The organism is Porphyrobacter sp. SLTP (assembly GCF_009905735.1).
GTDB lineage: Bacteria > Pseudomonadota > Alphaproteobacteria > Sphingomonadales > Sphingomonadaceae > Erythrobacter.
This window is the reverse complement of record NZ_JAAALE010000005.1, coordinates 1-21186: the sequence shown is the minus strand read 5'-3', so window position 1 is coordinate 21186 and position 21186 is coordinate 1. Positions and strand designations below refer to the sequence as shown.

23 protein-coding genes are annotated in these 21186 nt (G+C 63.7%); 12 read left to right on the top strand and 11 right to left on the bottom strand.

Going from position 1 to position 21186, the window contains the following annotated elements:
- The first annotated feature begins 3 nt into the window (after positions 1-3).
- From GVM20_RS05470 to GVM20_RS05420, 11 genes are all read left to right on the top strand, one after another.
- A complete protein-coding gene (locus GVM20_RS05470; RefSeq protein ID WP_166546293.1) occupies positions 4-915 on the top strand; it encodes a polyprenyl synthetase family protein in 912 nt (303 codons plus the stop codon).
- Positions 916-949: 34 nt separating this feature from the next.
- The gene (locus tag GVM20_RS05465) at positions 950-1714 is read left to right on the top strand and encodes an AIM24 family protein (RefSeq protein WP_166546292.1); all 765 of its coding nucleotides are present in this window, start codon (positions 950-952) and stop codon (positions 1712-1714) included.
- 37 nt (positions 1715-1751) lie between these two features.
- Positions 1752-2264: a pantetheine-phosphate adenylyltransferase gene (coaD, locus tag GVM20_RS05460; protein WP_166546291.1), complete on the top strand. Its 513-nt coding sequence runs from the start codon at positions 1752-1754 to the stop codon at positions 2262-2264.
- Positions 2265-2351: 87 nt separating this feature from the next.
- A complete protein-coding gene (locus tag GVM20_RS05455) occupies positions 2352-3080 on the top strand; it encodes a peptidylprolyl isomerase (RefSeq protein WP_166546290.1) in 729 nt (242 codons plus the stop codon).
- 42 nt (positions 3081-3122) lie between these two features.
- Positions 3123-4160, top strand: a complete 1038-nt coding sequence (gene queA, locus GVM20_RS05450; protein ID WP_166546289.1) for a tRNA preQ1(34) S-adenosylmethionine ribosyltransferase-isomerase QueA — start codon at positions 3123-3125, stop codon at positions 4158-4160.
- A 9-nt stretch (positions 4161-4169) separates the two neighbouring features.
- Positions 4170-5111, top strand: a complete 942-nt coding sequence (locus tag GVM20_RS05445) for an ABC transporter ATP-binding protein (RefSeq protein WP_160760890.1) — start codon at positions 4170-4172, stop codon at positions 5109-5111.
- Positions 5111-5878, top strand: coding sequence for an ABC transporter permease (locus tag GVM20_RS05440; protein WP_199799481.1), 768 nt, complete (start codon positions 5111-5113; stop codon positions 5876-5878). The genes GVM20_RS05445 and GVM20_RS05440 overlap by 1 nt, the downstream gene beginning before the upstream one ends.
- Positions 5879-6039: 161 nt before the next feature.
- A complete protein-coding gene (locus tag GVM20_RS05435) occupies positions 6040-6600 on the top strand; it encodes an outer membrane beta-barrel protein (protein ID WP_166546287.1) in 561 nt (186 codons plus the stop codon).
- A 123-nt stretch (positions 6601-6723) separates the two neighbouring features.
- The gene (gene tgt, locus GVM20_RS05430) at positions 6724-7860 is read left to right on the top strand and encodes a tRNA guanosine(34) transglycosylase Tgt (protein ID WP_166546286.1); all 1137 of its coding nucleotides are present in this window, start codon (positions 6724-6726) and stop codon (positions 7858-7860) included.
- A 54-nt stretch (positions 7861-7914) separates the two neighbouring features.
- Positions 7915-9939, top strand: a complete 2025-nt coding sequence (locus GVM20_RS05425) for an alpha/beta hydrolase family protein (protein ID WP_166546285.1) — start codon at positions 7915-7917, stop codon at positions 9937-9939.
- A 53-nt stretch (positions 9940-9992) separates the two neighbouring features.
- Entirely contained in the window at positions 9993-10304 is a 312-nt protein-coding gene (locus tag GVM20_RS05420) for a chorismate mutase (RefSeq protein WP_166546284.1), read from the top strand.
- Positions 10305-10383: 79 nt separating this feature from the next.
- Here GVM20_RS05420 and rpsD read toward each other — a convergent pair whose 3' ends face one another.
- The 11 genes from rpsD to GVM20_RS05365 form a co-directional block, all read right to left on the bottom strand.
- Positions 10384-10998, bottom strand: coding sequence for a 30S ribosomal protein S4 (gene rpsD, locus GVM20_RS05415; protein WP_166546283.1), 615 nt, complete (start codon positions 10996-10998; stop codon positions 10384-10386).
- Positions 10999-11187: 189 nt separating this feature from the next.
- Positions 11188-11475 carry a hypothetical protein gene (locus GVM20_RS05410; RefSeq protein ID WP_166546282.1) on the bottom strand — a complete coding sequence of 96 codons (288 nt, stop codon included), beginning with the start codon at positions 11473-11475 and terminating at the stop codon, positions 11188-11190.
- A gap of 82 nt (positions 11476-11557) precedes the next feature.
- Positions 11558-12304 carry an RNA methyltransferase gene (locus tag GVM20_RS05405; RefSeq protein ID WP_166546281.1) on the bottom strand — a complete coding sequence of 249 codons (747 nt, stop codon included), beginning with the start codon at positions 12302-12304 and terminating at the stop codon, positions 11558-11560.
- A 7-nt stretch (positions 12305-12311) separates the two neighbouring features.
- The gene (nrdR, locus tag GVM20_RS05400) at positions 12312-12788 is read right to left on the bottom strand and encodes a transcriptional regulator NrdR (protein ID WP_166546280.1); all 477 of its coding nucleotides are present in this window, start codon (positions 12786-12788) and stop codon (positions 12312-12314) included.
- A gap of 8 nt (positions 12789-12796) precedes the next feature.
- Positions 12797-13018 carry a hypothetical protein gene (locus GVM20_RS05395; RefSeq protein ID WP_160760900.1) on the bottom strand — a complete coding sequence of 74 codons (222 nt, stop codon included), beginning with the start codon at positions 13016-13018 and terminating at the stop codon, positions 12797-12799.
- 13 nt (positions 13019-13031) lie between these two features.
- The gene (glyA, locus tag GVM20_RS05390; protein ID WP_286165998.1) at positions 13032-14357 is read right to left on the bottom strand and encodes a serine hydroxymethyltransferase; all 1326 of its coding nucleotides are present in this window, start codon (positions 14355-14357) and stop codon (positions 13032-13034) included.
- Complete coding sequence (locus GVM20_RS05385) at positions 14354-14833, bottom strand: RpiB/LacA/LacB family sugar-phosphate isomerase (protein ID WP_160761600.1); 480 nt, start codon at positions 14831-14833, stop codon at positions 14354-14356. The genes glyA and GVM20_RS05385 overlap by 4 nt, the downstream gene beginning before the upstream one ends.
- Positions 14834-14941: 108 nt before the next feature.
- Positions 14942-16969 (bottom strand): RNA polymerase sigma factor RpoD, encoded by a 2028-nt coding sequence (rpoD, locus tag GVM20_RS05380; protein WP_166546279.1) that lies wholly within the window; start codon positions 16967-16969, stop codon positions 14942-14944.
- 73 nt (positions 16970-17042) lie between these two features.
- Positions 17043-18902, bottom strand: a complete 1860-nt coding sequence (gene dnaG / locus GVM20_RS05375) for a DNA primase (protein WP_166546278.1) — start codon at positions 18900-18902, stop codon at positions 17043-17045.
- A 6-nt stretch (positions 18903-18908) separates the two neighbouring features.
- Positions 18909-19259: a GIY-YIG nuclease family protein gene (locus tag GVM20_RS05370; RefSeq protein ID WP_166546277.1), complete on the bottom strand. Its 351-nt coding sequence runs from the start codon at positions 19257-19259 to the stop codon at positions 18909-18911.
- A gap of 101 nt (positions 19260-19360) precedes the next feature.
- Positions 19361-19816: a GatB/YqeY domain-containing protein gene (locus GVM20_RS05365; RefSeq protein ID WP_166546276.1), complete on the bottom strand. Its 456-nt coding sequence runs from the start codon at positions 19814-19816 to the stop codon at positions 19361-19363.
- Positions 19817-19957: 141 nt separating this feature from the next.
- Here GVM20_RS05365 and carA point away from each other — a divergent pair, with 141 nt between their 5' ends.
- Entirely contained in the window at positions 19958-21136 is a 1179-nt protein-coding gene (gene carA / locus GVM20_RS05360; protein ID WP_166546275.1) for a glutamine-hydrolyzing carbamoyl-phosphate synthase small subunit, read from the top strand.
- The last annotated feature ends 50 nt before the right edge of the window (positions 21137-21186 follow it).

The window sequence follows — 21186 nt, the reverse complement described above, 5'->3', positions numbered from 1 at the left end:
GCGATGTTGGCAGAGACTCAAGGCAATGTGCTGAGCGACGCAATCCGCAACGTGCAGTCCGAAATCGATTCGCTGTTCGATGCGCTGCTGCCGGTGCCGGACGACACCAGCGCGCGGTTGATCGAGGCGATGCGCTATGCCGCGATCGGTGGCGGTAAGCGGGTGCGGCCGCTGCTGGTGTGCAGCACCGCCAGCCTGTTCGGCGTCTCGCGTGATGCGGCGATGCGGGTCGGCGCAGCGATTGAGGCGATCCACGTCTATTCGTTGATCCACGATGACTTGCCCTGCATGGACAATGACGATCTGCGCCACGGCAAGCCGACCCTGCACAAGGTCTATGACGAGGCGACAGCCGTTTTGGCGGGCGATGCGCTCCATGCGCTGGCCTTCGAGATTCTTGCGGACGATGCCACCAGCGAAGACCCGTTCACCCGCAGCGAGCTGATACTCACGCTCGGCAAGGCTTCGGGGATGCACGGCATGGCCGGCGGGCAGATGATGGACATGGTCGCGGATGAGGAAGGGGTCGAATATGACCTCCACACCATCACCCGGCTGCAACAGTTGAAAACCGGCGCGCTGCTGGCCGCCAGTGTCGAGATGGGCGCGATCCTCGGCAAGGTCGCGCCGCAGGGCAGGGCGCACCTGAGGGCCTATGCCCGCGATATCGGCCTCGCCTTCCAGATCGCTGATGATTTGCTCGATGTCGAAGGCGATATCGAGAAAGCGGGCAAGGCGCTGCGCAAGGACCAAGCCCAAGGCAAGCAGACCTTCGTGACGCTGATGGGAGCGGACAAGGCCCGCGAACAGGCCCGCGCGCTGGTCGATCAGGCGGTGCTGCGGCTCGCCTCCTATGGCAGCGAGGCTGACATCTTGCGCGCGCTCGCCCGCTTTATCGTCGAACGCGAGTCCTGAGCGAAGGTCTCACGGCAAACAAAGGGGAAAGCTGATGGCATTCCGGCAGATGATTCAGGAAGAAAGCCGTGGCGGCGTCACCATGCGGGTGCATCGCTATGTCGAGAAGAAGATGGTCGCGCGCGGGCTGCCCACCGGGGTCGAAGGCCAGATGCACTACATCGCCGAGCCGACGGATGTGCATCAGCTCGAAATCGAGATCAGCAATGCCGCTGTCCTGATCGAGCCGGGCGCACTGCAATATTCCTATGGCAACCTCAGCGCCGAAGTGGTCCGCCACGAAGCGAACAAGGGCTTTTTCGCGCGCGCCGCCGCCTCAGCCGCGACGGGCGAATCCGCCCATGCGACGCGCTATTCCGGATCGGGCACGATCTGGTGCGAACCGGTCCGCCGCCATTTCGTGCTGGCGACGATGGACGGCCCGCAGGATGCGTTGCTGCTGGATGATCGCGCGTTCTATGCCTGCGCGGCAGAGATTTCGCTGACCACGCATATGCACAAGTCGATCTCGGGGATGTTCTCGGGCAATGGTCTGGCGCAGCCCAAGATCACGGGCTCGGGCGTGTTTGCGGTCGAAAGTCCGGTGCCGGTTCACGAGATTGACGAGGTGCCGGTGCGCCCGGGCGAGGAAGTCGTGGTCGATGGCGATTTCATGCTGATGTATTCCGCCTCGCTCGAAGTGACGATTGGCCCGCTGGTGCAGGGCCTGCGCAGCGCGATGCGGTCGGGTGAAGGCTTTGTCTACAAGATGCGCGGATCCGGCAGCGTCTGGGTCACGCCGTCAGCCCGGATCGCCTGAGCCGAACACGCGCCAGACCAAGGGAGAGGACATTGTCATGAGCCGCCGCATCGGGATTTACCCGGGGACATTCGATCCCATCACGCTCGGCCACGCCGACATCATCCGGCGCGGGTCAAAGCTGGTCGATCACCTGATCATTGGCGTGACGACCAATCCGTCCAAGAACCCGATGTTCTCCACCGACGAACGCTTCCGCATGGTGGAACGCGAGGTCGCGAACATGGGCCTCACCAATGTCGAGGTGGTGGGCTTCAATGCGCTGTTGGTGAAGTTTGCGCAGAAGCAGGGGGCCAATGTCATCATCCGGGGCCTGCGCGCCGTGGCCGATTTCGAATACGAATATCAGATGGCCGGCATGAACCAGCAGCTCGACGACGATATCGAAACCGTGTTCCTGATGGCTGATGTCTCGCTCCAGCCGATCGCGTCCAAGCTGGTGAAGGAAATCGCGGTCTATGGCGGCGATATCGCCCGCTTCGTCAGCCAGCCGGTGTGCGAGGAAGTGAACGCCCGCGTGCGCGAGCAGGGGATGAAGGGCGATTACTGAGGCGCAGCCATCGCGGTAATGCGCCTCTCATTCATTGCAGTGTCAGCCGGGCAGGGCTAAAGCGCCCGCATAAATCCGGATGGAACCATGATCATCACCAAGCTTGCGCCTGCCCTTGCCGCCCTGTTGCTGTTGACCGCCCCGCAGGCGGCGTTCGCTCAGAAGCAGAAGGACGATACCCCGCCCGAGGCTTTCGGTGACAATGCCGATAAGCCGGATGAGGACGCAGCCCCCGCGGCGGCGCGCACCTATCCGCCGATCAATTTTGATCCCACGGTCGATCCCGAGAATGTCTGGGTGCTCGATCTGTCCAACGGCCAGCGGGTGAAGATCCGCCTGGCGGCCGAGTGGGCGCCCGCCCATGCCGAACGGATCAAGACGCTCACCCGTGCTGGCTTCTACAATGGCGTGGTGTTTCACCGCGTGATTGAAGGTTTCATGGCGCAGGGCGGTGATCCGACCGGCACCGGACAGGGCGGCAGCGAGCTTCCCGATCTGAAGGCCGAGTTCAACCCCATGCCGCACGTGCGCGGGACGTTGTCGATGGCGCGCGCGGCCGAAGAGGACAGCGCCAACAGCCAGTTCTTCATCGTCTTCTACCCGCGTTTCAGCCTCGACAAGAAATACACCAACTTCGGCCGGGTGATCGAGAACATGGAAGCGGTCGATGCGATCAACCGGGGCGAGCCGCCCGCGTCGCCGACCTATATCCTTCAGGCCTCGCTCGCCAGCGACAACCTGCCCCCTCCGCCGCCGCCCGCGCCGCCTCAGGATGCGCCGATTTCGGCTGATATGTTGAGCGCGCCGATCCCCTAAAGGGCTTCCCGCGGCCGCGCCATCCGGCTAGGGGCGCGCGCCATGAAGGTTGACCTGTTCGATTTCGATTTGCCCAATGAACGCATAGCGCTGCGCCCCGTGCGGCCGCGCGATGCGGCGCGGATGCTCGTTGTGCGCGGAGCCGATACGCCGTTCGAAGATCGGGGCGTGCGCGATCTGCCGAGCCTGCTGAACGCGGGCGATGTGCTCGTCTTCAACGACACCCGCGTGATCCCCGCTCAGCTCGAAGGTCGCCGCGCTGATGGCGAGGCCAAGATTGGTGCCACGCTGCACAAGCGGCTCGACCTTCGCCGCTGGCAGGCCTTCGTCCGCAATGCCAAGCGGGTGAAGGAGGGCGACCAGATCGTCTTCGGCGGCGGCGTCACCGCGATTGCCGAAGCGCGGCTCCCCGATGGCTCGATCACCCTGTTCTTCGAGGGTGAGGAACCCGTCGAAGTCCTGCTCGACCGTGCGGGCACCATGCCGCTGCCGCCCTATATCGCGTCGAAGCGCGGGGTCGATGCGCAGGATCTGGAAGACTACCAGACGATGTTCGCGCGGGAGGAAGGCGCGGTTGCCGCCCCGACAGCTTCGCTGCATTTCACGCCAAGGCTGGTCGATGCCATTGACGCCGCGGGGATCGGGCGGGCGATGCTGACGCTGCACGTCGGGGCGGGCACCTTCCTGCCAGTAAAGGCCGACGATACCGACGATCACCAGATGCACGCCGAGTTCGGCCGCATCTCCGTTGAAACCGCCACCCAGCTCAACGAAGCCCGTGCCAAGGGTGGCCGGATCATCGCGGTCGGCACGACCTCGCTCCGGCTGCTTGAAAGCGCGGTCGATGAAGACGGCATCATCCAGCCCTTTGCCGGAGACACCGCGATCTTCATCACGCCGGGCTACAAATTGCGCGCGGTGGATGGGCTGATGACCAATTTCCACTTGCCCAAATCGACGCTGATGATGCTGGTTTCGGCGCTGATGGGGCGTGATCGGATGATGGCGGCCTACCAGCACGCTATCGCGAACGAGTACCGGTTCTATTCCTATGGTGACTCCTCGCTGCTGCTCCCGTAATCGGTAGCTATGAGCGAACCTATCCTCTCGATCCGCGGCCTGACCAAGACCTACAAGAACGGCCCCCGGGCGCTTGATTCGGTCGATCTCGATATCCGCCCGGGCGAGATTTTCGCGCTGCTCGGGCCGAACGGGGCGGGCAAGACCACGTTGATCGGTGCGGTGTGCGGGTTGGTACGGCCCACGGGCGGGACGATCACCGCCTTCGGGCAAGACCTGTCGCGGGATTGGCGCAAAGCCCGCGCGCGGATCGGGCTGGTGCCGCAGGAGCTCGCGACCGATATGTTCGAGACCGTGTGGCGCGCCATTGCCTATTCGCAAGGCTTGTTCGGCCGCCCCTATGATCCCGCGCGGCTCGAAGAAATCCTTCGCAGCCTGTCGCTCTGGGATAAGAAGGACGCACAGATTCGCGCCCTGTCTGGCGGGATGAAGCGCCGGGTGCTGATCGCCAAAGCGCTGGCGCATGAGCCGGAATTGTTGTTCCTTGATGAGCCCACTGCCGGTGTTGATGTCGAGCTGCGCAAGGATATGTGGCAGCAGATCGCGGCGCTGAAAGAACGCGGCGTCACCATCATCCTCACCACCCACTATATCGAGGAAGCCGAGGAAATGGCCGACCGCGTCGGCATCATTCGCGGCGGGCGAATCCTGATGGTGGATGAAAAGCGCGCGATGATGGAACGGCTCGGCACCACCGAGGCGGTGATCACCTTGGCCGCGCCGCTGGCGGCGATCCCGCCTGCACTTGCCGGGTTCCCGGTGGAGATCGGCGCGGACGGGATGCAGCTGATCTATCGCGGCGGGAACGGGCAGGGCGGGGGCCGCGCACAGGTGGCGCAGCTGACCCAGGCACTGACCCGTGCCGACATTGCCTACACCAGCCTCGACATCCACGATTCGTCGCTGGAAGACATCTTCGTCGGGCTGCTGGGTGAGAAGGAGGCCGCGTGATGTATTTCAACGCTCGCAGCGCGCTCGCCATCTACCGCCGCGAAATGGCCCGCGCCTTCCGCACCGCGTTCCAGTCGATCCTCTCCCCGGTGCTGACCACCTCGCTATACTTCGTAGTGTTCGGATCGGTGATCGGCGCGCGGATGGAGCCGATTGGCGGGGTGCCTTATGGCGCCTTCATCATTCCTGGCCTGCTGATGCTGACGCTGCTGGGGGAGACCACCAGCAACGCAAGCTTCGGTATCTATATGCCGCGCTTCACCGGCACGATCTACGAACTGCTCTCCGCACCTGTCGGCGTGGCCGAGACGCTCGCCGGTTTCGTCGGGGCAGCGGCGACCAAGGGGCTGATCCTCGCGGCCATCATCCTCGGCACGGCAACCTTCTTTGTCGATTACGAGATCAAATATCCGCTGCTGGCCGCATTCTACATCATGCTGGTGGCGGCCAGCTTTGCGCTGTTCGGCTTCATCCTCGGCATCTGGGCGGACAGCTTCGAAAAGCTAGGGATCATCCCGATGCTGATTCTCACGCCGCTGACCTTTCTGGGCGGCACATTCTACTCGATCCGCGAATTGCCCGCGCCGTGGGACGCGGTGGCGCTCGCCAATCCGATCGCCTTTCTGGTGAGCGGCCTGCGCTATAGCTTCTATGGTGTGTCCGATGTGCCGATTGGCGTGTCGCTCGGCCTCACAATCGGCTTCTTGGCGCTGTGCACCCTTGTGATTGCAGTGATTTTTCGGACCGGATGGCGGCTACGCGAGTGACGTTCGTGGAGCGCCCAAGGCCCTTGGTCGGAGCATATGCACTGTCTGGCCGACATTAACGAGAAGTCTAACCTTCGTTCATTGCGCAGAAAGTCGCCGATTCCTAAATGCTTGGCCACCTGCTGCACCCCCTGCGGCCGGTCAAACGAAGGATAACAAGAATGAAAAAGATCGCATTCGCTTCGCTCGCAGCGATGGGCGCGATTGCGCTGCCGGCCGCAGCGCAGGCCCAAGATTCTAACCAGCCGGAAGTCACCATCGGTGCTTCGGTCGGTCTCCATGACCTCGCCGTCGATGTTGAAGATGCCGACCTCGACGGCTTTGACGTCGACGAAAGCGGCGAAATCTTCGGTGGCTTTGCCGCGGTCGACTTCCCGCTTGGCACCAACCTGTTTGCCGGTGTGGAAGGCAACGCCCACTTCGGCAGCGGCCCGATTGACGCCGAATACGGCGTGTCCGGCCGTCTCGGCTTCCGCACCGATGGCGGCGCGAAGATCTATGCCCGCGGCGGCTACCAGTGGGTCGACCTCGACGCCGGTAACCTGATCGGCGTGCCCGATTTTGACGAGAGCGACTTCCCCGATCTCGACACCACCGCTGGTGACTACCTCGTCGGCGTCGGCGTTGAAGTTCCGGTGAGCTCGGTTGTCCTGCGCGCCAACGTCGATACCATCGCGTTCGACACCCTGCGCGGCACGGTCGGCGTGGGCTTCAAGTTCTGATCGTCTGATCGGGACTGAAACGAACAACGGGCCGCTCGCCACCATGGCGGGCGGCCCGTCTGCTTTTGGCCCGCTCGCTTTAGGGGTGACAGGCGCGCGCAGCCTCGCTAGCGCGCGGGGCCAATGACCGGCCCCCGTTTCTCCTTCACGCTCCACGCCACGGACGGCAAGGCGCGCACTGGCACCATCGCCATGCAGCGCGGCGAGATCCGCACGCCGGCCTTCATGCCGGTGGGCACGGCTGCGACGGTCAAGGCGATGAAGCCCGAAGCCGTGCGCGGCACGGGCGCAGACATCATCCTCGGAAACACCTACCACCTCATGCTCCGCCCCGGTGCGGAGCGGGTGGCGCGGCTTGGCGGGCTCCACCAATTCATGAACTGGCCGCGCCCGATCCTGACCGATAGCGGCGGCTATCAGGTGATGAGCCTGAGCGAGTTGCGCAAGCTGACCGAGCAAGGCGTCGAATTCCGCAGCCACCTTGATGGCAGCAAGCACATGATCACGCCCGAACGCTCGATGGAAATCCAGCGGTTGCTCGGCAGCGACATCGTCATGGCGTTCGACGAATGCCCTCGCGCAGACCGCCCGCGGGACGAGATCGCCGCTTCAATGGAACTCTCCATGCGCTGGGCCAAGCGCAGCCGCGAGGGCTTTGACAGCGGGCAGGAACACGCAAGCGGTGCCGCCTTGTTCGGCATCCAGCAGGGCGCTTTGCACGAAGACCTGCGCCGGATCAGCGCCGAGAAGCTCACCGATATCGGTTTTGATGGCTACGCTGTTGGCGGGTTGGCCGTGGGCGAGGGGCAGGAGGCGATGTTCGGCGTGCTCGACTACGCGCCCGACATGCTGCCGAAGGACCGCCCGCGTTACCTGATGGGCGTGGGCAAGCCCGATGATCTGGTCGGCGCGGTGGAGCGCGGGATCGACATGTTCGATTGCGTGCTGCCGACCCGCTCGGGCCGCAACGGGCAGGCCTTCACCTGGAACGGGCCGCTGAACCTCAGGAACGCCCGCTTTGCCGAGGACACCGGCCCGCTGGATGACCGCTGCCAGTGCCCGGTCTGTACCACCTATAGCCGCGCCTATATTCACCACCTCGTCAAATCGGGCGAAATGCTCGGCGCGATGCTGGTAACCGAACACAACCTCAGCTTCTATCAGGCCCTGATGCAGGGGATGCGCGACGCCATTGCGGGCGGGCGCTTTGCCAGCTTTGCCAGCGACTTCCGCCGGGACTATGTGCACCGGGGGGCTTGAAGCCTGCTGTTCTCCCGCTAGTCTCCACGCCTTAGTAGGAGCAGGGGATCAATCATGAATTTGGCAAGCACAGCCGCATCGGCGGTGCGCAACCTGCTGCGTGCAGGCACCGCGCTTGCGATGGTCGCCACAGGCGCCGTCGCTCATGCGCAGGCAGCAACCGATGAGGCGGCAGTGCGCTTCGGTGCGCGCGCCGATGTGCTCAACATCAGCCTTTCGCCTTCAGGCAACAAGATCGTCTTCATTTCCGCCGGGCCCGGCCACACCGAGGTCGTCAACGTCATCGACTTCACGACCGAGGCCGCGGTCAAGGCGGTGCTGACCAATGGCGAGAAGTTGGTCGACATCGATTCGTGCGAGTGGGCGAGCGAGGTGCGGCTGCTTTGCCAGCTTTCCGGAATGGGCGGCGCGGATGGCGGTATCCTGATCCCGTTCGACCGCCTGATCGCGCTCAATGCTGACAGCACCAACATCCGCATGATTAGCCAGCGCGATTCGCCGCGCGCTTTGGGCTTCAACCAGTTCGGCGGCGATGTCCTCGCGCTCGATGTGGCCGGCGAGGAGGGCATGATCCTCATGACCCGGAACTTCATCCCCGAATCGACGGTCGGAACGCGGCTCGGCAACGAAAAGCGTGGCTTGGGGGCAGAGCTGGTCGATATCGCAAACGGGCGGTCGCGGATCCGCGAGCAGCCTGATGATGCGACGCTCCGCTATATCGCCGACGAGCATGGACGGGTGCGCGTCAAGATGCAGGCCCAGCGGGATTCGAATGGAAACCTCCTCGGCACCTTCCGCTATTTCTTTCGCACGCCCGATAGCAACAGCTGGGTTCCGCTCGAATCCCTCACGATTGATGGGCAGCCGGTCGAGCGGATGATACCGCTGGCGGTCGATAGCGCCCGCAATGTCGCTTTCGGCTTTGTCTCCAGGAGCGGCTATGATGCGATTGCCGAAGTCGCACTGGACGGCACCGGCATAGGCAAACTGCTTATGGCACGCGGCGATGTCGACGTGGACGGGTTGATCCGCATCGGCCGGAAGAACCGCGTGGTCGGCGCAAGTTACGCGACCGAAAAGCGCGAGATCGCCTATTTCGACCCGGCATTGGCCAAGCTCGCGGCCGATCTCGGCAAGGCGTTGCCCGATCAACCTCTGGTCAATATCGTTGGCGCCAGCGCGGACGAGCAGAAGCTGCTGCTGATCGCATCAAGCGACACCCAGCCCGGCATGGTCTATATCTTCGACCGCAAGGCGCGGGCGCTGGAGCCGTTGTTGCCGCTGCGCTCACGGCTTGAAGGGGCGGCGATGGGGCAGATGAAGCCCGTCAGCTACCCCGCGCGCGATGGGACCATGATCCCCGCCTACCTGACCCTCCCGCCCGGTTCGAACGGCAAGGGCTTGCCTGCGATCGTCCTTCCCCACGGCGGCCCCGCAGCGCGTGACGAATGGGGCTTTGACTGGCTGGTGCAGTACTTCACCGCCAAAGGCTACGCCGTGCTCCAGCCCAATTACCGCGGGTCATCCGGCTATGGCGAGGCATGGTACGGGCGCAACGGCTTCAAGGCATGGGAAGTTGCGATTGGCGACGTCAATGACGCCGGCCGCTGGTTGGTGACCGAAGGCATTGCCGTGCCGGACAAGCTCGCCATCGCCGGTTGGTCATACGGGGGTTATGCGGCGCTGCAATCGCAGGTGCTCGACCCTACGCTGTACAAGGCGGTGGTTGCGATTGCGCCGGTCACGGACCTCGGCTTTCTGATCGACGATGCGCGCGACTACACCAACTCGCGGATGGTGCGCGAATATGTGGGCGAGGGGCCGCATGTCGCCTTGGGCAGCCCGCGCCGCCATGCCGAAAGGTTCGCTGCGCCGGTCGCGCTGTTCCACGGAACGCGTGATCTCAACGTCGATGTGCGACACGCGCAGGCGATGGAGCGGGCGCTCAAGGCTGCGGGTAAATCCGTCACCTATCGCGAATACGCCGATCTTCAGCATGGGCTGGATGACAGTGCAGTTCGCGTGGAAATGCTGGCCGATATCGGGCGCTTTCTTGAGGCGGCTTTGGATGGCGGGTAATGGGTGGGGAAGCCCCTCGACAAGAGGCGGTTTGACCGCCTAGGGCGCTGGCCATGACCGATTGTCCCCTGAACCCTGAAGATTGCACAACGATGCCCGAAGTCCGCGCCGGGGTCGATGCGCTCGATGCCGAGCTGGTCGCACTGCTCGCCAAGCGCTTTGGCTACATGCGTGCCGCTGCCCGGATCAAGCCGACCCGCGACGCGGTGCGTGACGAAGCCCGCAAGGCCAGCGTGATCGCCGCCGCTGTGGCCGAGGCCGAGGCCCACGGCATTCCTGCGGACGTCGTGGGCGATATCTGGGAGCGCCTCGTCGAAGGCTCGATCGCCTATGAATTCGGCGAATGGGACCGGATCAGGGACTGACCCCGGTTCCCCAAGCGTGCAACGAAAAAGGGCGGCCCCGCAAGGCCGCCCTTTTTTGTATGCATCGCTGTCCGAAGGATCAGCGCGAGTAGAATTCCACCACCAGGTTTGGCTCCATCGTGACCGGGTAGGGCACTTCGTCGAGCTTCGGCACGCGGGTGAAGGTGATCTTGTCGTTGCCATCGGGCTGGACGTAATCGGGAATGTCACGCTCGGCGAGACCCTGGGCTTCGATCACGAGCGCCATTTCCTTGGCCTTGCTGCCGAGGCTGACAACGTCGCCGATCATCACGCGGCGCGAAGCGATGTTGCACTTCACACCGTTCACATAGATGTGACCGTGGCTGACAATCTGACGGGCCGAGAAGATGGTCGGCGCGAACTTGGCGCGGTACACCACCATGTCGAGGCGCTGCTCGAGCAGGCCGATCAGGTTCTGGCTGGTATCGCCCTTCATGCGCGAAGCTTCGGCATAGGTGCGCTTGAACTGCTTTTCGGTGACGTCGCCGTAATAGCCCTTCAGCTTTTGCTTGGCGCGCAGCTGGAGGCCATAATCGCTCATCTTGCCCTTGCGACGCTGACCGTGCTGGCCGGGGCCGTAGGACCGCTTGTTCACCGGGGAATTCGGGCGACCCCAGATGTTTTCGCCCATCCGGCGGTCAAGCTTGTACTTGGCGCTTTTGCGCTTCGACATACGTCTTCCTTCAAATTGCTGGGCCGCCCCCATTGGGCAGCCATCAAACCCGGCATCGCTCCACCAGAACAAAGTTCTGTTGCGGCCACTGCTTCACCGGGGTGCAGGGCCCATTTGCGAAGGCGCGCGCATAGCAGGATGACCGCGTAGGTCAAGCGTTGCGCGTGCCGCAATGTCGGTGGAGTCCGATCAGGTCGGCACGTTCAATCCCCGCCATTCTTCCATGGTGCGGCAGACGCGGGTCTTGCGGCGGCTCGACGGGTCGGCCCGGACGGACTTGCACACGCGCTTGTTTTCCTCGGCGGTGCCTTCCTCGGCGCTGTTGTCCTTGGCTGGTTCGCTATCCGGCTTGGGTGCGGGTGTTTCCGCGGCGGGCGGGGTTTCGCTGGCTTGTTCGTCGGATTGAGCGGCTGCGGCAAAGGGCAAAAGCAGCAGGCTGCCGGCACAGGCCAGCAGGAAGCGGCGCAGGGGAATCATCAGCAATCTCACTTGGTTGGGGCGGGGTGCCGTAGAGCTAACGGCTGACGGGCCAGTGTCCAACTCCGTTCGACGAACGACGTTACTCGATCCGTCCACGCTCGATTGTGGTCAGAACGCCCCGCAGGGTGCGCACTTCGAGATGGTTCCAGCCCGGCTTGGTGAGCACGCCGCGCAAGGTGCGGCGGTTCGTCTCGGCGCGGCCCTCGGGGCGGAAATAGCCGCGAGGGGCCAGCAGCGCTTCGAAATGGGCGATCAGACCCTCAAGCTCTTCCTGCGGCGCGGGGGGCAGGATCTCCTCGACCGTCGGCTGCACCAGCACCGGATCAACCCCCGCCATCTCACGTCCAGCGCGCGACCATTCGTAAGCGACCAGAATCACCGCCTGCGCGAGATTGAGCGAGCCGAACTCGGGATTGATCGGAATCGTCAGGATATTGCGGGCCAGCGCCACATCTTCGGTCTCAAGACCGGAGCGTTCGGGGCCAAAGATGATCGCGTGCCGACCTGCCTGTGTATGGACCAGCCGTCCGGCCTCATCTGCGCCGATCACCGGCTTGGTCACGCCGCGCTTGCGCACGGTGGTGGCGTGAACATGCGCGCAGTCAGCAACCGCTTCGGCCGTCGTGGCGTAAACCTTGGCCTGTTCCAGCACGATATCCGCGCCCGACGCCGCAGGCCCTGCCGAAGGGTTGGGCCAGCCATCGCGGGGGGAGACCAGCCGCAGCTCGGTCAGCCCGAAATTGAGCATCGCGCGCGCCGCCTTGCCGATATTCTCGCCCAGCTGTGGACGCACGAGCACGATCACCGGCTTGTTGAGTTCGGCCATTTTCTGCCTATTCTTTCGCGGCTTGCTGGACGGTGCTGGCGAATTCCTCAAAGTCCCGCGCCTCGGAGAAATCGCGGTAGACACTCGCGAAGCGGATATAGGCGACGGAATCGATCTGGCGCAGGCCTTCCATCACCAGCTCGCCAATATGCGAGGAGGGCACTTCTGCCTCGCCCGAGGTTTCGACCTGTCGCTGGATACCCGAGATCAGCTGATCGAGCCGTTCCTGATCAATCCCGCGCTTACGGCAGGCGAGCGCGACCGAATGTTCCAGCTTGGACCGATCAAACGGCTCACGCCGCGACGCTTCGCCATGGCCCCCGGACTTGACGACCACGACCTCGCGCAATTGCACACGTTCAAAGGTGGTAAAGCGCGCCCCGCAGGACGAGCACTGGCGACGCCGCCGGATCGAGGCATTGTCCTCGGTCGGGCGGCTGTCTTTTACCTGGGTATCATCATGAGCACAAAAGGGGCAGCGCATTCAGAGGGTTATTTCTTGATTCTCTGATAGAGCGCGAAGCCAGCACCTGCGAGCAAGCCCACCGGCCATGACACGATCGGCAGCACCAGACCCGCCACTGCGCCAATCGCCGCTCCGGTCAGGACAGGGCCGGTCGAGGGGTGGTTGATCCCCTCCTTGGCCATGCCGGTCACTTCGGTTTTCACATCTTCAACCCAATCGGGGCCTTGGCGCGGATCCTGATCATTCATGGCAGAGGCCTCCTCACATTCCGGGATAGACGGGGAAGGCAGCGCACAGCGCGCTGACCCGCTGGCGGACGCTCTCTTCGATCTGGGCATCGCCTTCGGGGCCGTTTTTGGAGAGGCCTTCCACCACTTCGGCGATCAGCTTGCCGATCGTGCGGAACTCGTCCGGGCCAAAGCCGCGGGTGGTGCCGGCGGGCGTACCCAAGCGGATACCGCTGGTGACGAAGGGCGAGCGGGTGTCGAACGGGATGCCGTTCTTGTTGCAGGTGAGCCAGGCGCGGTCGAGGCCCTTTTCGGCGTCCTTGCCGGTCACATCCTTGGCCGTCAGATCGACCAGCATCGAGTGATTGTCGGTCCCGCCGCTGACGATGCGCAGCCCGTTTTCCTCAAGGCTGGCGGCCAGCGCACGGGCATTGGCGACAATGCGGTGGGCGTAGGTCTTGAACTCAGGGGCCAGCGCTTCCTTGAAAGCAACCGCCTTGGCCGCGACGATGTGCATCAGCGGGCCGCCCTGAAGGCCGGGGAAAACCGCCATGTTGAGCGGCTTGGTGTACTTCTCGTCATTCCACAGGATGATGCCCGAACGCGGACCGCGCAGGGACTTGTGGGTGGTCGAGGTGACGATGTCGCAATGCGGGAAGGGCGAGGGGTGCGCGCCGCCCGCGACGAGGCCGGAGATGTGGCTCATGTCGCACAGCAGCACTGCGCCCACCTCGTCCGCGATGGCGCGGAAGGCGGGGAAATCCCAGGTGCGCGAATAGGCGGTACCGCCGCAGATGATCAGCTTGGGCTTATGCTCGCGCGCCTTGGCGGCGACTTCTTCCATGTCGATGGTTTCGGCACCCTGCGTCACGCCGTAGGAGACCGGGTTGAACCACTTGCCGCTCATATTGACGGGCGAGCCGTGGGTTAGATGCCCGCCCGAGTTGAGGTCGAGGCCCATGAAGGTATCGCCCGGATTGAGCAGGGCGAGGAACACCGCCTGGTTCATCTGCGAGCCCGAATTGGGCTGCACATTGGCGAAGTTGCAGCCGAACAATTGCTTGGCGCGCTCGATGGCGAGGGATTCCACCACGTCGGCATAGTCGCAGCCGCCGTAGTAACGCTTGCCCGGATAGCCTTCGGCATACTTGTTGGTGAACACGCTGCCTGCGGCTTCGAGCACGGCGCGGCTTGCGATGTTCTCGGACGCGATCAGTTCGATCTTGTCGCGCTGACGGGCGAGTTCCTTGCCGATCGCGGCGGCGATTTCCGGGTCGGCATGGGCCAGATCGTCATTCCAGAAGCCGTCCATCGACTGAACGGCGGAACGGGCGGCGAAATCAATCGGGGCAGTGCTCATTGGTGGGTCTCGATATGATCAGGCTGAAACGGGGGCTGGCCGAGCTTGCCGACACGGCGCTGGTGGCGTCCGGCCGGATCGCCGGCATCGGCGAATTCGGTATCAAGGAAAGTGGCGATGCAGGATTTGGCCATCTCAATCCCTACGAGACGCGCGCCCATAGCGATGCAATTGGCGTCATTATGTTCACGGGCGAGGGCGGCGGAGAGGGGCTCGCTCACCAAGGCGCAGCGCACCTGCGGGTGGCGGTTGACGCTGATCGAGATGCCGATCCCGCTGCCGCACAGGGCCACGCCGAATTCGACCGTGCCCTCAGCGATGATCTCCGCGAGGCGATAGCCGTAATCGGGGTAATCGACGCTCACCCCCGGCTCAGGGCCGAGGTCGGCGACGTCGTGGCCCTCTTCGATGAGCCACTCGGCGAGTTCGGCTTTCAGCTCCACGGCTGCGTGGTCGGAGGCGATGGCGATGCGCATGGCGTCCACATAGTCGCATAGGCGAGGATTCTCTACCCCTGCGCCAAAGCTTTTCGACCGGCGGTTCGACGCTGTGAAAAACCCCGCCGAAGCGGGGCCTTCCTATCGTCACTGATCCAGGAACGACCGCATCTTGCGCGACCGGCTCGGGTGCTTGAGCTTCCGCAGCGCCTTGGCTTCGATCTGGCGGATACGTTCGCGGGTCACCGAGAACTGCTGGCCGACTTCCTCCAGCGTGTGATCGGTGTTCATCCCGATGCCGAAGCGCATGCGCAGCACGCGTTCCTCACGCGGGGTGAGCGAGGCGAGCACGCGGGTGACGGTTTCCTTCAGGTTTGCCTGAATCGCGGCATCGACCGGGATGATCGCGTTCTTGTCCTCGATGAAATCGCCGAGGTGGCTGTCTTCCTCGTCCCCGATCGGGGTTTCGAGAGAGATCGGCTCCTTGGCGATCTTCATCACCTTGCGCACCTTCTCGAGCGGCATGGAGAGGCGCTGGGCCATTTCCTCCGGCGTCGGCTCGCGGCCTTCCTCGTGCAGGAACTGGCGGGAGGTGCGGACCAGCTTGTTGATCGTCTCGATCATGTGGACCGGAATGCGGATGGTGCGGGCCTGATCGGCGATGGAGCGGGTGATCGCCTGCCGAATCCACCACGTCGCATAGGTGCTGAACTTGTAACCGCGGCGGTATTCGAACTTGTCGACCGCCTTCATCAGACCGATGTTGCCTTCCTGAATAAGGTCAAGGAATTGCAGGCCACGGTTGGTGTACTTCTTGGCAATCGAGATCACCAGACGCAGGTTCGCCTCGACCATTTCCTTCTTGGCAATGCGCGCCTCGCGCTCGCCCTTCTGGACCATGTTGACGATGCGGCGGAACTCGGTGAGGCTCATGCCGGTCTGCGCAGCAATATCGGCGATTTCCGAGCGGATCCGCTCAATCGCGTCTTCCTCGCGCTCGGCAAAGGCGGCCCACTTCTTGTCCTTCTTGGCGCGTTCCTTGATCCAGGCGTCGTCCATTTCATTGCCGACATAGGCATTGAGGAAGTCGACGCGCTTGACCTTGTGACGCTCTGCCAGACGCAGCATCTGCCCACCCAGCGTGGTCAGTCGGCGGTTGAAGGCATAGAGATTGTCGACCAGAAACTCGATCTTGGTCGCGTGGAACTGGACGCTTTCGACCTCGGCGGTGAGGTCCTCGCGCAGCTGTTCGTACTTCTTTTCCTTGGCGGCCGGGAAATCATTGCCCACTGCCAAGGTATCGACGCGCTCGCCCTGAAGCTTCTCGAAGGCGTTGAACAGCGCGGTGATGCGCGCGAACCGCTCCAGCGCTTCGGGCTTCAGCGCGGCTTCCATCTGGGCGAGGGAGAGGGTGTTGTCCTCCTCCTCTTCCTCTTCGCGCTTGGGGCGGCCTTCGCCGTCCTCGTCGTCATCGCCGTCGGCATCCGGCTCATCGGCGACCTCGTCATCCTCGCGGATGGTCGGGCCAGCGGTGGCTTCGGAGATTTCGCCGTCGTCGTCGTCATCCTCGGCGCCTTCGGCCATCTTGTCGGCCGGCGGTTCCTTGGAGAGCATCGCGTCAAGATCGAGGATCTCACGCAGCTGCATGTCGCCATTGTTGAGCGCTTCGGACCACTGGATGATCGCGTGGAAGGTGATGGGGCTTTCGCACAGGCCCATGATCATCATGTCGCGGCCAGCTTCGATCCGCTTGGCGATGGCGATTTCGCCTTCGCGGCTGAGCAGTTCGACCGCGCCCATTTCGCGCAGGTACATGCGCACCGGATCATCGGTACGCTCACCGGTAACGAGCTTGCGGTTGCCGGCGCGGGCGTCCTTGGCCGGGCCCTTTTTCTCGTCATCCTCCTCGTCGTCATCGTCATCGGCGACGACGTCTTCGGCTTCGCCCTCTTCACCCTCGGCCTCGGCGTCTTCGTCGCTTTCGACGATCTGCACGCCCATTTCGGACAAAGCGGTCTGGATATCCTCGATCTGATCGGGGCTCATCTCGCCCGAAGGCAGCGCCTCATTGAGCTCGTCATAGGTGACATAGCCGCGCTTTTTGGCCTTGCTGATGAGCTTCTTGATCGACGAATCGTTCAGATCGATCAGCGGGGCATCTTCCTTCTCGGCCATATTTTTCGTGTCTATCCGTTGCCGGGCGGTCCGCGAGATGCGCGGGGCCGCCAATTAATCCCATATCCGCCGCTTAAGCGGTATCGTCACCCGTGGCCGTAGCGCCCGCTTTGCGGCGCCCGAAGGCCTTGAGGCGTTCTTCTACTGCCATGAGCTGCGCGCGCAGGCGGGTCTGTTCCGCAAACGACCCTTCCGGATCGCTTTCGAAACGAGCAATGGTGGCCGCAAGCGCAGCCTCCAGCGCCGGCCTTTCGACCAGCAGCGACACAGCTTCAGCCAGTTCCTCACACGCAGCGCCGGGATCGTTGCCTTCATCAAGAAAGGCGTAGCGGATATCTGCCGGCGGGGCAGGTTGGCCTTGCGCGTTGCATATGGCGGTTGCGGCTCGCGAATCAAGCGTTTCTGCAAGTTCGAACAGCGATTCGATCAAAGCGGCGGCTTTGGGGTTGGCCCGCGCCAGGACCGAAAGCGCTTCGGCATGGCGCGCAATCTGGTCGGGATGGCGCACGAAGCCTGCCAAAACCGCGCTGAGCAGGCCCTGCTGCTGACCGCCCGCCATCATCCCCGAAAGCTGTGCGCGCGCGCCGTCGGACAGGCCTTGCGGTTGTGGCGGGCCGCCCTTCCATGGTCCACGCTGACCGGGCTGAAACGCGGGCTTCGGCGGGCGGGGCGGATAAGCGAAAGCTGAGAAGCGGTCGGAGAGTTCCCGGCGATAGAGCCCCTTGATCTCGGGATCGGCGATGGTGTCGACATGCGCCATTAGCCGCGCCTTCAATCCGGCCTTGGCTTCGGGCGTGGTGAGGGGCTGGGCGTCGCGTTCAAACTCCCAGAGCGTTTCGATCAGGCTGGCAGGGCTGCCGAGCAGCCGTTCCATCGCCGCCTTGCCTTGCGCCTTGATCAGATCATCGGGATCGAGCCCGGCAGGCAGGTGCACGATGCTGAGTGAGCGCATCGGCGCGAGCAGGGGCAGGGCGCGGGTAATTGCTCGCATTGCTGCTCTTTGCCCCGCCGCGTCGCCGTCGAAGCACAGCACCGGCACCTCGACCATGCGCCACAGCAGTTCCAACTGCATCTCGGTCAGCGCCGTGCCGAGCGGGGCGACTGCGTCGGCAATCCCGGCATTGGCGAGCGCGATGACGTCCATATAGCCTTCGACCACGACCACCCGCCCGCTCTGGCGCGCGGCAGGCGCGGCGCGGTGGAGATTGTAGAGCGTGCGGCCCTTGTCGAAGAGGTCAGTGTCGGGCGAGTTGAGATACTTCGCGACCCCGTCGCGCTTGTCGAGAATGCGCCCCCCGAAGGCGATCACCCGCCCGCGCGCGTCCTGGATCGGCAGCATGACGCGGCCCCGGAAGCGATCATAGCGCTCGCCCTGTTCATTGGCGGCGCGCATCCCCGCGCCTTCGAGCATATCTTCACCGAATTGCGAGAGCGCCTTGGGCAGCGCCTGTCGCTCGTCAGGGGCCCAACCGAAGCCGAATTCGGCCATGACCTGCGCCGAGAACCCGCGCCGTTGCAGATAATCCCGCGCCGCGCCGCCAGAGGGGCCTGACAGGCTCTCGACAAAGAAGCGCTGCGCCGCCTCGGTGACGTCGATCAGGCTGGCGCGGGCTTCGGCCTTCTTCGCCATGACCGGATCGGGGGCGGGGACTTCCATCCCGGCCATGCTCGCCAGTTCCTTGACCGCGTCCATGAATTGCAGACCCTGCTGGTCCACCATCCAGCTGATCGCATCGCCATGCGCCCCGCAGCCGAAGCAGTGGTAGAACTGCTTCTGGTCGTTGACATAGAAGCTCGGCGTCTTTTCCTCATGGAACGGGCAGCACCCCTTCCACTCGCGTCCCGCGCGGGTCAGCTTGACCGTCCGCTGGACAAGCGTCGAGAGCGTGATCCGCGCACGCAGCTCGTCCTTCCATTGCGGGGTTATGGCCATGCTAGCCTACTGCTCTCCCGCTCCGTTCGTGTCGAGCGAAGTCGAGACACCTATCGGTGGATCACCTGTGGATCGTTCAGAGGGCGGCTTGGCGAAGTGAGACAGCGCCTGCCAATCTGACCGGGCGAGCGCCTCCTTCTTTGCGCGTGACCACTTCTTCACGGTCAACTCGCTCTGGAGTGCCTCGTAGCGCGAAGGGAAGTCCTGCGCCCAGAACAGCGTGATTGGCAGGCGCTTCGAGGTAAAGTCGCAATAGCCGCCATGCTGATGCTCGGCGATACGGCGCTCTAGGTTATCGGTGTGCCCGGTGTAATATTTGCCGTCAGAACAGCGCAATATGTAGCACCAAAAGGCCATGGCTCAAACATAGCCGTTCGCTTCGGGCGAAGTCGAGAGGCCACCATTGAACGGACAGGGATGTCTCGACTTCGCTCGACACGAACGGGGAAAGAGAGATTTCAGCTCAGCGCCGCCTTCACCAGTGAACTCGCCAGCTTGCCATCGAGCACCGCGCCGTGGCGGGCCTTCAGCTCGGCCATGACGGTGCCCATGTCCTTCATGCTGGACGCGCCGGTTTCGGCCTTGATCGCTTCGATCGCGGCGGCGGTTTCAGCCTCGCTCATCATCTGCGGAAGGAATTCCTCGATCACGGCAAGCTCGGCGCGCTCCACCGCCGCGAGTTCCTCGCGGCCGCCGGCGTCATACATCTCGATCGATTCGCGACGCTGCTTCGCCATCTTCTGCAACACCGACGTCACCAGCACATCATCATCGGTGATTGGCGAGGCTGCGGTGCGCTCCTCGATGTCGCGGTCCTTGATCTTGGCGCTGATCTGGCGGAGCGCGGCGGTGCGGTCCTTTTCGCCCGCCTTCATCGCGGTGATGGTGGCGGCCTTGATATCGTCACGGATCATTACGTGTTTCCTGTGGATTTGAACTCAGGCGCGCGCCTCTAACGCAATTAGCGCGGCACGCCTAGGTTGACGCGGCCCGCCACCGCGCCTAGCGGACGAAACTTAGCAACATCGCTGGCATTACCGCAAACGGAGCGCCCCATGGCCGACCCCGCATCTTTCCGCGCGCAACCCTCTGGCGCGACGGGAGTCCTTGTTTTGGCCGATGGCACAGTGGTCTGGGGCCGGGGATTCGGGGCTGTGGGCGCATCCGTGGGCGAGGTGTGCTTCAACACCGCCATGACCGGCTATCAGGAGGTGCTGACCGATCCCTCCTACGCTGCGCAGATCGTCACCTTCACCTTCCCGCATATCGGCAATGTCGGTGCGAATGGCGAGGATATTGAGAGCAAGGTCGAAGGCGCAGTCGGCTGCATCGTGCGCGAGGATGTGACCGAACCGTCGAGCTTCCGCTCTATCGAGAAATTCGCCGACTGGATGGTGCGCAACGGCAAGATCGGGCTGGCGGGCGTCGATACCCGCGCGCTCACCCGCCGCATCCGCCAGAGCGGCGCGCCTAATGCGGTCATCGCCCATGCGCCGGACGGCAAGTTCGATCTCCCAGCGCTGTTGGAACGCGCGCAGGCTTGGCCAGGGCTGGAAGGCATGGACCTCGCCATCCGCGTCACTCGCGAGGCGCAGGAAGGCTGGGAGGGCGGCTACTGGACGCTCGGCAAGGGCTATGGCCGCGCGGTGTTCGATGCGAAGCCGCATGTTGTCGCGATCGATTACGGCGCGAAGGACAATATCTTCCGCAATCTGGTGAAGGCCGGCGCGCGGGTGACGGTGGTGCCCGCCAAGACGAGCTTTGACGAGGTGATGGCGCTTGCCCCTGATGGCGTGTTCCTGAGCAACGGCCCCGGCGACCCGGCGGCGACCGGCGAATATGCCGTGCCGGTGATCAAGGCGTTGCTCGACGCCGATGTGCCGCTGTTCGGCATCTGCCTCGGCCACCAGATGCTCGCGCTGGCGGCGGGTGCGAAGACGCTCAAGATGCACCAGGGGCATCGCGGCGCGAACCACCCGGTGCAGCGCGTGGGTGAAGGCTGGGGCGAGACCACCGGCCTCGTCGAGATCACCTCGATGAACCACGGCTTCGCGGTGGATGCCGCGAGCCTGCCGGAGAATGTCGAGCAGACTCATGTCTCGCTGTTCGACGGGACGAATTGCGGGATTGCGATCAAGGGCAAGCGGGCGTTTGCGGTGCAGTATCACCCCGAGGCATCGCCGGGGCCGCAGGATAGCTTCTATCTGTTCGAGAAGTTTGTCGGGGGGCTGTGATGGTGTGGCCAACATACTCCCTTCCCCTTGGGGAAGGGAGTATGTTGGCC

Excerpts from the sequence above, each read along its gene's own strand:
- GVM20_RS05435 (WP_166546287.1), top strand. The coding sequence starts at position 6,040 with ATGAAAAAGATCGCATTCGCTTCGCTCGCAGCGATGGGCGCGATTGCG.
- GVM20_RS05385 (WP_160761600.1), bottom strand. The coding sequence starts at position 14,833 with ATGCGCATCGCCATCGCCTCCGACCACGCAGCCGTGGAGCTGAAAGCC.
- GVM20_RS05425 (WP_166546285.1), top strand. The coding sequence starts at position 7,915 with ATGAATTTGGCAAGCACAGCCGCATCGGCGGTGCGCAACCTGCTGCGT.
- glyA (WP_286165998.1), bottom strand. The coding sequence starts at position 14,357 with ATGAGCACTGCCCCGATTGATTTCGCCGCCCGTTCCGCCGTTCAGTCG.
- GVM20_RS05365 (WP_166546276.1), bottom strand. The coding sequence starts at position 19,816 with ATGATCCGTGACGATATCAAGGCCGCCACCATCACCGCGATGAAGGCG.
- nrdR (WP_166546280.1), bottom strand. The coding sequence starts at position 12,788 with ATGCGCTGCCCCTTTTGTGCTCATGATGATACCCAGGTAAAAGACAGC.
- GVM20_RS05440 (WP_199799481.1), top strand. The coding sequence starts at position 5,111 with ATGTATTTCAACGCTCGCAGCGCGCTCGCCATCTACCGCCGCGAAATG.
- GVM20_RS05405 (WP_166546281.1), bottom strand. The coding sequence starts at position 12,304 with ATGGCCGAACTCAACAAGCCGGTGATCGTGCTCGTGCGTCCACAGCTG.
- coaD (WP_166546291.1), top strand. The coding sequence starts at position 1,752 with ATGAGCCGCCGCATCGGGATTTACCCGGGGACATTCGATCCCATCACG.
- GVM20_RS05445 (WP_160760890.1), top strand. The coding sequence starts at position 4,170 with ATGAGCGAACCTATCCTCTCGATCCGCGGCCTGACCAAGACCTACAAG.
- queA (WP_166546289.1), top strand. The coding sequence starts at position 3,123 with ATGAAGGTTGACCTGTTCGATTTCGATTTGCCCAATGAACGCATAGCG.
- GVM20_RS05370 (WP_166546277.1), bottom strand. The coding sequence starts at position 19,259 with ATGGCCTTTTGGTGCTACATATTGCGCTGTTCTGACGGCAAATATTAC.
- tgt (WP_166546286.1), top strand. The coding sequence starts at position 6,724 with ATGACCGGCCCCCGTTTCTCCTTCACGCTCCACGCCACGGACGGCAAG.
- GVM20_RS05470 (WP_166546293.1), top strand. The coding sequence starts at position 4 with ATGTTGGCAGAGACTCAAGGCAATGTGCTGAGCGACGCAATCCGCAAC.
- carA (WP_166546275.1), top strand. The coding sequence starts at position 19,958 with ATGGCCGACCCCGCATCTTTCCGCGCGCAACCCTCTGGCGCGACGGGA.
- rpsD (WP_166546283.1), bottom strand. The coding sequence starts at position 10,998 with ATGTCGAAGCGCAAAAGCGCCAAGTACAAGCTTGACCGCCGGATGGGC.
- GVM20_RS05455 (WP_166546290.1), top strand. The coding sequence starts at position 2,352 with ATGATCATCACCAAGCTTGCGCCTGCCCTTGCCGCCCTGTTGCTGTTG.
- dnaG (WP_166546278.1), bottom strand. The coding sequence starts at position 18,902 with ATGGCCATAACCCCGCAATGGAAGGACGAGCTGCGTGCGCGGATCACG.
- GVM20_RS05410 (WP_166546282.1), bottom strand. The coding sequence starts at position 11,475 with ATGATTCCCCTGCGCCGCTTCCTGCTGGCCTGTGCCGGCAGCCTGCTG.
- GVM20_RS05420 (WP_166546284.1), top strand. The coding sequence starts at position 9,993 with ATGACCGATTGTCCCCTGAACCCTGAAGATTGCACAACGATGCCCGAA.
- rpoD (WP_166546279.1), bottom strand. The coding sequence starts at position 16,969 with ATGGCCGAGAAGGAAGATGCCCCGCTGATCGATCTGAACGATTCGTCG.
- GVM20_RS05395 (WP_160760900.1), bottom strand. The coding sequence starts at position 13,018 with ATGAATGATCAGGATCCGCGCCAAGGCCCCGATTGGGTTGAAGATGTG.
- GVM20_RS05465 (WP_166546292.1), top strand. The coding sequence starts at position 950 with ATGGCATTCCGGCAGATGATTCAGGAAGAAAGCCGTGGCGGCGTCACC.